Source organism: Streptomyces sp. URMC 126 (assembly GCF_051386555.1).
GTDB lineage: Bacteria > Actinomycetota > Actinomycetes > Streptomycetales > Streptomycetaceae > Streptomyces.
Genome location: NZ_JBPQTX010000359.1, coordinates 1 through 6,741 on the forward strand (window position 1 = coordinate 1; position 6,741 = coordinate 6,741).

7 protein-coding genes are annotated in these 6,741 nt (G+C 74.4%); 6 read left to right on the forward strand and 1 reads right to left on the reverse strand.

The window, feature by feature from the left end; all coding sequences use genetic code 11:
• The first annotated feature begins 855 nt into the window (after positions 1–855).
• The 5 genes from ACSNOK_RS29065 (at position 856) to ACSNOK_RS29085 (ending at position 4,181) form a co-directional block, all read left to right on the forward strand.
• Entirely contained in the window at positions 856–1,353 is a 498-nt protein-coding gene (locus tag ACSNOK_RS29065; RefSeq protein ID WP_436783771.1) for an SRPBCC family protein, read from the forward strand.
• A gap of 445 nt (positions 1,354–1,798) precedes the next feature.
• Positions 1,799–2,113, forward strand: a complete 315-nt coding sequence (locus ACSNOK_RS29070) for a hypothetical protein (RefSeq protein ID WP_436783772.1) — start codon at positions 1,799–1,801, stop codon at positions 2,111–2,113.
• A gap of 727 nt (positions 2,114–2,840) precedes the next feature.
• Complete coding sequence (locus ACSNOK_RS29075; RefSeq protein WP_436783773.1) at positions 2,841–3,413, forward strand: ATP-binding protein; 573 nt, start codon at positions 2,841–2,843, stop codon at positions 3,411–3,413.
• Positions 3,414–3,502: 89 nt separating this feature from the next.
• Positions 3,503–3,790, forward strand: a complete 288-nt coding sequence (locus ACSNOK_RS29080; protein WP_436783774.1) for a hypothetical protein — start codon at positions 3,503–3,505, stop codon at positions 3,788–3,790.
• A gap of 118 nt (positions 3,791–3,908) precedes the next feature.
• Positions 3,909–4,181, forward strand: coding sequence for a hypothetical protein (locus ACSNOK_RS29085; protein WP_436783775.1), 273 nt, complete (start codon positions 3,909–3,911; stop codon positions 4,179–4,181).
• A 75-nt stretch (positions 4,182–4,256) separates the two neighbouring features.
• On the opposite strand, the gene ACSNOK_RS29090 is transcribed toward ACSNOK_RS29085, so the two are convergent.
• Positions 4,257–5,480 carry an ROK family protein gene (locus ACSNOK_RS29090; RefSeq protein WP_436783776.1) on the reverse strand — a complete coding sequence of 408 codons (1,224 nt, stop codon included), beginning with the start codon at positions 5,478–5,480 and terminating at the stop codon, positions 4,257–4,259.
• Between the two features lie 17 nt (positions 5,481–5,497).
• On the opposite strand from ACSNOK_RS29090, the gene ACSNOK_RS29095 reads away from it, so the two are divergent.
• Positions 5,498–6,736 (forward strand): MFS transporter, encoded by a 1,239-nt coding sequence (locus ACSNOK_RS29095; RefSeq protein ID WP_436783777.1) that lies wholly within the window; start codon positions 5,498–5,500, stop codon positions 6,734–6,736.
• The last annotated feature ends 5 nt before the right edge of the window (positions 6,737–6,741 follow it).

Consider the following 6,741-nt stretch of genomic DNA (forward strand, 5'->3'; position numbering starts at 1 on the left):
GTGTGTTCGGGGGTGGTGGGAGGGCGAGGGGCGCGCCGGGGTGTCGTTTGTCCGCCGTCCGCCGTCCGCCGTCCGCCGTCCGCCGTCCGCCGTCCGCCGTCCGTATCCGGCCGGGTGCCTCTGGGCTCACACCGGTCAGGGGTGCGCGGAGAGTTTCTCCGTTCGTGGCCCGGGCCGCCGGGGTCGGTTGTCCTGACCGTGTCGGGTTTCGTTCCGCGTCCGTGAACCCGCCGGTCCCCAGCTCGAAGAGTGCGTGCAACTGCGCCTCCAGCGCCCGCTCGTCCGACTCCCGGGCCGCGCACGCGGCCGGGATGCCGGCCGGCATCCGTTCGTCGTCCGTCGAATAGGCCGTCGGCCGATCGGCCGCCTGATCGGCCCCGAGCCCCTGTCGCGGGCGTCCGGCGAAGTGATGCGTCGGATCGGCTCGCTGAGACGGTCGGAGTCCATCGCCGCTTCCTCCTACCGCTTCTCGTGCCGCCCCGCGTCAGGACCATAGTGGGGCGTCCGCACCGGGCAGCGGACAGGCAGTTGTCACGGAAGCCCGCGCCGCAGACAAGGTGGGGCCTGCGGGCTAGGGTGTGCGCGTATGTGGTCGGCCGAGCCCGTGGGGGTGTCTCGATGGCGCGCAGACTCCGCCCTGTAGGCGCTGATTTCGCCGGTACGGAGGACGACTCGACGGCCGTCGGTTCGGCGGGCGGAGTGTCGGCAGGCTCGGGTCCGGCAGGTTCGGGTTCGGCGGGCGCTCTGGTCCCGGGCGCGGCGGTGTTCGGGCGCCTTCTGCCCTCCCGCGCGCGGCTCTCCCGTGCGGCGGTTCGCGGTGCCGTCGCGCCGCTGCGGCTGACGTTCGTCGCTCCGATGAAGGCTCCGCCCGAGCGGGTGTACCGGGCGCTTGCCCAGGAAGTGACCGCCTGGTCCCGCTGGTTCCGCGTCGTCACGCTGGCCCGGCCGCTGGACGGGACGGGGCGGCGGCGACGCGAGATCCGGCTCGCGGGCGGGGCCCGGTTCCACGAGACGGTGGTGGCGGACGACGCACCCCGCCGGTACGCGTACCGCGTCGACACCACCAACGTGCCGTTCCTCCGGGCCCTCCTGGAGGACTGGCGGCTCACGCCGTCGGGGAGCGGCACCCTCGTCCGGTGGACGGTGGCGCTGGACGCCCCGCTGCCGATCCGCTGCCTCGCCCTGCTCGGCCGCCCGGTCCCGAGCCGGGGTTTCCGTGACGCGCTGCGCGCCCTGGACGCGCGGCTGGCCGGGGAAGCGGTTTCGCTACGGGAGGCGAAGCCTGAGCGGGCGCCGGGGGCTGGGGCGGGGGCGGGCGTGGAGCCGGAGCCGGGTGTGGATTCCGGTGGGTGACGGGCGCGGCGCCGTCTCTTCGGACGCTCTGCCGAGGCGCGCTGTGCCGATGTTCGCTGTGCCGATGCTCGCCGTGCCGGTTTCCGCCGTGCCGGTTTCCGCCGTGCCGTCTGCTCGGCCTTCCGGGTGGTGAACCCGTACGGGAACGGCGTGCGACGACCCGCCGCCGGAGCTCGTTCGCGTGTCGCGTCCCGTGCGCCCGGCCGCGGTCCGGTGCCGGTCCCCTGACCGGCTTATGCCGGTGCCTGGTACGTACATCCCGCCGCGCGTCGCCGGCGGGAACCACCCGGTCGCGCGCCGTCGGCCGGGCGGGCGCGGTCGTGTGCCGGGGCGCCGCCGGGCGCCTTCGCGCCCCGTGACCGCGACGGAAATCGGCCCCTGGTGCGGGTACCGGCTCGCGGGCAGACTGCGCAGCAGACATCCATCGGCCGAGAGGCGGTGCACCGTGGGGGAACCGGAGTTCCAAGCGACGGGGGTACGGATCGAGAAATCGCTCCGCTCGCTCACCCGGGCCGGTCAGGTGAAGATCCACAACGGTCGTCTGGAGCTCCTGACCAGCTACGGGGTGGAGATCGACAGCGCTCCGGTGGACGCGGTCCAGGCTCGCAAGGCCTGGTTCGCCGCCCGCGACCGGGCCCGGGCCACGCTCAACGGCAACCGGTACGTCCTCGACCTCGGGGACTCGGGCCAGGATCCGGAAGCGGCGGTCCGCCGGTTCCTGGAGGCGGTGGAGGCCGCGCGCGGTGACGGGCCGGAATGAATGTGCGGCAAGGGTCGGGACCGTGGGGGAGCGGAGAGACCTGTGGGGGAGCGGAGGGAAGGGCGAAGCGCCCCGGCGAGCGAGCGAGCGGCCAACGGCGAATGGCGCCCGAGCGAGGGGCGCCCCAGCGAAGGCGCACGGCCGGGGCGGAGACGAGCGGTGGGGCGCCGCCGTGCCGGGTGGGCACTCGGCAGCGCCCACCGGTGACCGACTGCCCGGTGAGATGCGCGTACGGCGGCCAAGCGAGGCGTGCGTACGGGCGTCCGGCTGCCTGGGCGGGCGTGCTCCGATGTCCCTGCCGTCGAACCGGCCTCCGTCGAACCGGCCTCCGCAGCACCGGCTCCAGCAGCACCGGCTCCCGCAGTACCGGCCTTCGGAAGTACCGGCCCCCGAAGCGCCAGACCCGAAGCGCCGGCCCCGGAAGTACCGGCCGGCCCCCGGAAGCACCGTAAGTACCGGCCCCCGTACAAGCCCCCGCCCGCTCGCGCACCCGCCGGAGCGAGCGCGCGACAGGGGCGGCACGGGTGCACGGTGGGGGCGCACGAGTTGCGTCGCCGACGGCGAAGGCCGACCCTTGAGGCGTACCAGCACTACTGAGGGTTCATCGACGGTCGCGTTCCGGATCGGTTCCGTCGTGCGGTCCGGCTCGCCCGCCGGACCGGGTCGGGCGCGTACCGCGACACGCATCTGCATCAGGCTAGCCCTACTTCTTCAGGGAGTCGCAGCCGTGATCAGCCGAGTGAACAAGCACTGCACCGTCGAGCTCCAAGCCCTGCCGCAGCGGATCCGGCAGGTGCGCAGAATCGTCTCTGCGCAGTTGCGTTACTGGCATCTCGATCCGCTCATCGATCCCGCCGCGCTCGGCGTGACCGAGCTCCTCACCAACGTCCACCAGCATGCGGAGCCGGACAAGCGGTGCACGGTAGAGATCACCCTCATGCTCGACCGGCTCACCGTGTCCGTACGCGACCACGACCCCCGGCTGCCGCGCGTCGGCGCTCCGGACGAGACCAGCACCCACGGGCGCGGCCTCGCCCTGGTCGCGGCGCTCAGCGCCGGCTGGGGCGTGCAGCCGCACCACGACGGGGGGAAGGCGGTGTGGTTCACCCTGCTCGTACCGGCCTCCGCTCCCGCCGCCGACCCCTGGCGCGACCGCGGCGCCGAGCCCGCGGTGGCCTTCGAACGGGCGACGGCCTCCCTGACCTCCCTCGGCACCGCGGCCTTCGCGGAACCGGCGGCCCTGCACCCGGCGGGCGCGGGGGCCGTGCCGGCGGTGGCGCGGGCGCATTCGCCGGTATAGCGGACGCACTGGCCGGTGTAGCGGAGTGCTGAGGCGACCGGTGCCGGTGACCGGCCACCTCGGGTCCGTAGGGGCGCTATGTTGCCGCTATGGCGACGACGACGATCCCGGTCTCCCGGGCTACCCACGACCGCCTTGCGGAGCTGGCGAAGGAACAAGGGCTGAGCATCGGCCAGTTGGTGGAACGACTGGCCGATCAGCAGCTGACCGCCGCTCAGCGGGCCGAGCGGGTGGCGGCCGACAGGGAGGTCATCCGCAGTCTGTTCGGCGTGGACATCAGCGACGGGGAATTCGAGGAGGCCCCGGACGTCCTCGGCAATATCCATAAGATCGCCGCGGAGAAGGTCCGGGCCGCCGCACGAGGTACTGCCGCGTGATCGCCCTCGACACGGGCGCTGTAGTGGCGCTCGCGCAGGGTCACAAGGCGTTGCACCTGCCTGCTGGGAACGCGGCCAAGTCGCGGGGGACCGGTTGGTCGCTCCCGCTACGTGTCTGATGCGAGCGGGGTCGGTCGACGACATCTCCTGGCATGCCCTCGCCCTTTCCACTGGTTTCGTCGACAACTTGGACGCCATCGCGGCGGTCACGGTGGGGACGATGATCCGCGACGGTTACGGCGGACCGGACGTGTGTCACGCCCTGTACTGCGCGATGCCGCGGGCCGAGTTCGCGGGCATGCCCATCCTGCTGACCGACCGGGAGGCGGTGTACCCCCCGGGCGTGATCACGGTAGACATCGACTCTCCCGGGATGCTCGGTTTCGCCTGACCTGACCTGACCTGACCTGACCTGACCTGACCCGACCCGGCCGGGGCGCGGGAGCGCGGCAAGGCGCCGGCCGCCTCAGCCCAGCACCCCCAGCGGATCGTCCAGCACCGGCTGCCACGCCGCCTCCGCCGCGCCGACGAGGCTGTTGTGGTCGAGGGTGGCGGGGAGGATGGGGACGCTGCCGCTGCGGCCCCACAGGCTGCGGTCCGCGACGACGGCGCGGAGGCGGTCGGGGTCGGCGGCGAGGAGTTCGCGGTGGAGGCCGCCCAGGACGATGCGGTCGGGGTTGAGGATGTTGACGAGGCCGGCGAGGCCCAGGCCGAGGCGGTCGGCGATCAGCTCGGCCGCCTCGCGGACGGACGGGTCGTCGTACGCGGTCCGGAGCAGCTCGGTGGCCTGGTGCAGCAGGGAGCTGTCCGGGCCGGGTGTCCGGCCGGCGGCGGTGAGGAAGGCCGCCGGGTCGGCCTCGACGTCGAGGCAGCCGCGGCTGCCGCAGTGGCAGGGGAGCCCGGACGGGTTGACCGTCAGATGTCCGACCTCCAGGGCCAGGCCCGAACTCCCGCTGTGCAGCCGCCCGTCGAGCACCAGCGCGCCGCCGACGCCGCGGTGGCCGGTGGCCACGCACAGCAGGTGCCGGGCGCCGCGGCCGGCGCCGTGGCGGTGTTCGGCCAGGGCGGCGAGGTTGACGTCGTTGCCGGCCATGCCCGTGACGGGGACGCCACCCGGGCCGAGGACGCCCGCCTTGGCCAGGGCCTCGGTGAACAGCGTGCGGACCGGCGCTCCGGCCGGCCAGGAGAGGTGCAGCGGGTTGAGGGCGGTGCCCTCCGGCTCGGCCACCGCCGACGGGACGGCGAGGCCGGCGCCCAGGCAGCGGCGTCCCGTCTCGCGCAGCAGTCCGGCGCCCGCCTCCACGACGGCGTCGATGATGCGCGCGGGGTCGGCGGGGACCGTCATACAGCCGGGCGCCGTGGCGACCATCCGCCCGCCGAGACCGATGAGCGCGGCCCGGAAGCCGTCCGCGTGGATCTGCGCCGCCAGCACCACGGGACCGTCCGGCGCGACGGACAGCCGGTGCGAGGGGCGGCCCTGCGACCCGGTGGACGCCGTCGGGCGGGCGTCCACCCGGATCAGGCCGAGGGCCTCCAGTTCCGCGGCGACGGCACCGGCGGTCGCGCGGGTCACGCCGAGTTCGGCGGTGAGCACGGCGCGCGTGGGGGCGCGTCCGGTGTGGACGAGCTCCAGGGCGGGGCCGAGGGCGGCCCGGCCGCGCTCCAAACGTGTTGTCCGAGTCTGGGTCACACCCCTATTCTGACTTTGTGCCGACGCTAAACAAAATACGGACGGCCCTTCGGGGGGACCAGCGTGTCATCCCGGCCGATCCGTCGCTCCGCCGCCTCCGTACCGCTCTCACCGTCTTCTTCGCCCTCGACGGCTTCCTCTTCGCCGGCTGGGTGGTCCGCATCCCGTCGATCAAGGAGCGCACCGGCGCCTCCGCCGGCGCGCTCGGCCTCGCCCTGCTGGGCGTCTCGGCCGGCGCCGTTGCCGTCATGATGCTGACGGGACGGCTATGCCGGCGCTTCGGCAGCCACCCCGTCACCGTCGTCACGGCGGCGGTCCTGGCCCTCGGTATCGCCCTGCCGCCCTTCGCCCGGTCCGCGACCGCCCTCGGTCTGGTCCTCCTCGTCTTCGGCGCCGCCTACGGCGGCATCAACGTCGCCATGAACAGCGCGGCCGTCGACCTCGTCACGGCGCTGCGCCGGCCCGTGATGCCCAGCTTCCACGCCGCCTACAGCGTCGGCGGCATGCTCGGCGCGGGCCTCGGCGGCCTGGTCGCCGGGCGTCTCGCGGTGACCCACCACCTGCTCCTGCTGACCGCCGTCGGCCTGGTCGTCACCGCCGTCGCCGGGCGGGTGCTGCTCGCCCATCCGGCGCCCCGGCCGCCCGAGAGGACCCCGGCCGTCCGGGCCGACGCGCCGAAGCGGCCCCGGCCGCCCGTGCGCGGACGCGGCCTCGTCGTCGTCTTCGGCCTGATCGCCCTCTGCTCCTCGTACGGCGAGGGGGCGCTCGCCGACTGGGGCGCTCTCCACCTCCAGCAGGACGTCGGTGCCGGGGCGGGCCTCGCGGCCATCGGGTACTCCGTGTTCGCGCTCGCGATGACCGTCGGACGGCTGTCCGGCACCGCCCTGCTCGAACGGCTCGGCCAGACCCGGACACTCGTCGCGGGCGGGGCGACCGCCGCCGCCGGCATGCTGCTCGCCTCTCTCGCACCGGTGCTGTGGGCGGTGTTCCTCGGCTTCGCCCTGACCGGGCTCGGCCTCGCCAACATCTTCCCCGTCGCCATCGGGCGCGCCGGCGAGCTGACGGGGCCCGGCGGGGTCGCCGCCGCGTCCACCTTCGGGTACGGCGGCATGCTGCTCGGTCCGCCCGCCATCGGGCTGCTCGCCGAACGCTTCTCGTTGCCGACCGCGCTGACCACCGTCGCCGCTCTCGCCGCCATGGCGGCTTTGATCAGCGGGGTCTCGCGGCGTTGGACGCGGGGGGTTCGGGTGGGGTAGGTGGG

Coding starts and splice junctions, on each gene's coding strand:
- ACSNOK_RS29065 (WP_436783771.1), top strand. CDS start 856: ATGAAGGCTCCGCCCGAGCGGGTGTACCGGGCGCTTGCCCAGGAAGTG.
- ACSNOK_RS29080 (WP_436783774.1), top strand. CDS start 3,503: ATGGCGACGACGACGATCCCGGTCTCCCGGGCTACCCACGACCGCCTT.
- ACSNOK_RS29085 (WP_436783775.1), top strand. CDS start 3,909: ATGCGAGCGGGGTCGGTCGACGACATCTCCTGGCATGCCCTCGCCCTT.